Annotated in this window: 3 protein-coding genes; all 3 read right to left on the bottom strand. The window is 70.5% G+C overall.

Features of this window, described 5'->3' with window-relative positions:
• Positions 1 to 117: 117 nt before the first annotated feature.
• Positions 118 to 1,116 carry an ABC transporter substrate-binding protein gene (locus ABZY11_RS43930; RefSeq protein ID WP_356484541.1) on the bottom strand — a complete coding sequence of 333 codons (999 nt, stop codon included), beginning with the start codon at positions 1,114 to 1,116 and terminating at the stop codon, positions 118 to 120.
• Positions 1,117 to 1,218: 102 nt separating this feature from the next.
• On the bottom strand, positions 1,219 to 2,070 hold the full coding sequence (locus tag ABZY11_RS43925) for a siderophore-interacting protein (RefSeq protein WP_356484540.1): 852 nt from the start codon (positions 2,068 to 2,070) through the stop codon (positions 1,219 to 1,221).
• On the bottom strand, positions 2,067 to 2,306 hold the full coding sequence (locus ABZY11_RS43920; RefSeq protein ID WP_356484539.1) for a phosphopantetheine-binding protein: 240 nt from the start codon (positions 2,304 to 2,306) through the stop codon (positions 2,067 to 2,069). Before ABZY11_RS43920 ends, ABZY11_RS43925 begins: the two co-directional genes overlap by 4 nt.
• Positions 2,307 to 2,486: the final 180 nt, after the last annotated feature.

The following is a 2,486-nucleotide window of genomic DNA, read 5'->3' as shown; positions in this document are numbered from 1 at the left end:
CGACGCCCATGCTGAGCACGGCGATCGCCGCCAGCAGCACCAGGCCGCCGATGAGCAGGCCGAGTTGTGGCACGGCCCGGCCGGTGCCCGCCGTCCGGGACGCACGGCCCGCGGCGGTCACCGGTTCAGCAGCGGGGCGAGCGACTTGTCGATCGCGCCCAGGGTCTGCATGCCCTGCCCGTAGGTCGCGGCCTCGGTGTAGCGGAGCGGGAAGGCCTTCCCCGCCTTGACGGCGGGCAGGTTCTTCCAGAGCTTCGAGTCCATGACGTACTTGACCGGCTCGGGGACGCTGCCGTCGGCGTTGACCGAGTACGTCATGACGTCGGCCTCACCGAACGCGGCGGGGAGCTCCTCGATGGACGGGTATTCGCTGACCGCGCGCGAGCCGGGGCCGGGCTCCTTGACCTTGCCGTAGTACTTCGCGCCGATGTCCTCGGCGATGTTGGTGCCCCATGAACCGTTGAACTCGCGCTGGAAGGTGCCCTTGGCGACCTCGCCGTACGAGCCGACGTGGCCCAGCTTGAGCCGGGGCAGCACGTCCTTGTACTTCTTGGCCAGTCCGGCGGCCTTGGCCTCGTACTCGTCCTTCGCGGAGTCGAACCGCTCCAGCGCGCCCGCGGCGTCGGCCTGCTTGTGGGACAGTTCTCGCCACGCGGACGGCACGGTCGGGCCGATCGCCACGACCGGGGCGATGGACTCCAGCCGCTTGATGTCGATGTCGCCGAGCACCGGGGCGGGGACACCGATGACGATCAGGTCGGGGTCGGCCTCGGCGACGGCCTCGTAGTTGGTCTCGGCCGCCTGCTCTCCGGCCACCTTGGGGAGCTTCTTGTACGCGGCCAGGTCCTCCTCAGACATCATCGGCTCACCGCGCTTCCACGAGGAGATCCCGACCAGTGGTGCGTCGGCCTCGATCAGGGCGGGCACGGCATAGCCGGTGGCCACCACACGCTGCGGGTCGGCCGGGATGGTGATCCTGCCGTTGTCCGCGGCGAACACCCGGGTCCTCCCCTTGTCCGGGGCGTCCGACCCGCCTTCCGACGACGACCCGCATCCGGCCAGGACGAGGGCCAGCGACACGGCGCCGACCAGGCCGGACGATCTGCGTATGGACATGCGAAGCTCCTTGATACTTAGGTAAGGCTCACCTTAGTTGATGGCCTTTTGGCAGGACAACCACCGGGCGGCGTCACGCCTGCCCGGTGTCCGGCCGGTTGATCAGTGGTCGTCCTCGTCGAAGTCGGCGACGCCGCGCTTCCAGTAACCGGTGATGTCGTGGTCGGCCTTCTCCAGCCGCAGCTCGTCGCGGACCCAGCGGCGCAGCGGCTTGATCTGCCCCGCCTCGCCCGCGACCCACACGTACACCCGCTCCCCCTCGGGCACGGTCACCGCGGTCACGGCCCGCGCCAAGGCGTCGCCGGTTCCCGCCGGCAGATCGCCGCGGTGCAGCCATCGCACCGCGACACCCTCGGGCGCGGACAGCTCGATCTCCTCCGCCGCGTCGGCGACTTCGACGAACGCCCAGCCTTTCGCGCTCCTGGGCAGTTCCTCCAGCCACCGCGCGATCGCGGGCAGGGCCGTGATGTCACCCGCGAGCAGGTAGCGGTCGTAGGTGTGCGGGACGATCAGCCCGCCGGGCGGCCCCGCGACATGCATGATGTCGCCCGGCCGGGCCGCATGCGCCCAGTCCGATGCGAGGCCGCCGTCGTGCGGGGCGATGTCGATGTCGATCTCGCCGGTGACCGGGTCGTAGCGGCGCACGGTGTACTCCCGCGAGACGACCGCCGGCCGCGGCCAGCTCAGCATCGCCCCGTTCCGCTCGGGCAGCCGCAGCGAGCCGTCCGGATCCGGGAAGATCAGTTTCACGTGTTCGTCCGGCGCGTGGGCCTCGAACCCCTCGGCGCCCGCCCCGCCCAGGGTCACCCGCAGCAGACCGGCGCCGACCATGGCGGTGCGTACGACCTCGATCGCCCGGATGCCGATCGGATAGCCCACCTTCTCGGCATGGCGCCCGGCCCGGACCTCCGCGATCCGGTCCAGGTGCCGGTGCCGGTGGTCGACCCGGCTCATGCGGCACCATCCGTCAACAGTGCCGTCCAGTGGCCCAGTTCGGGCCGCTCGGCCAAATCGGCGAACTCCAGCGCGGTCGCCCCCGCGGCACGCCAGCGGTCGACCAGGACCATGATCCGTACCGAGTCCAGACCGAGGTCGACCAGGTTCTCCTCGGGCGCGATCCCGGCCGGGTCGCAGTCGAGCAGCTCCGCGACATCGGCACGGACACGTTCGGGCGACAAGGTCTGATGCATCGGGTTGCTCCTGCGGGGATGGGTGCCGACAGTGCGGTCAGCGCGTCGGCGGCGGTGGATACGACGCCACAGCACGCGGCGGTGTACGCGCACGCCCGGTCATGGCGTTCGCGGGAGAGATCAGCGGCCGTGTCGGAACACAAGCGGCTCGCTTGAAGTCAGGCAAGGCTAACCTAATTC

The organism is Streptomyces sp. NPDC006510, from assembly GCF_040611955.1.
Classification (GTDB): domain Bacteria; phylum Actinomycetota; class Actinomycetes; order Streptomycetales; family Streptomycetaceae; genus Streptomyces.
The sequence above is the reverse complement of the archived record's forward strand: the minus strand, read 5'-3'. Positions and strand labels throughout refer to the sequence as shown.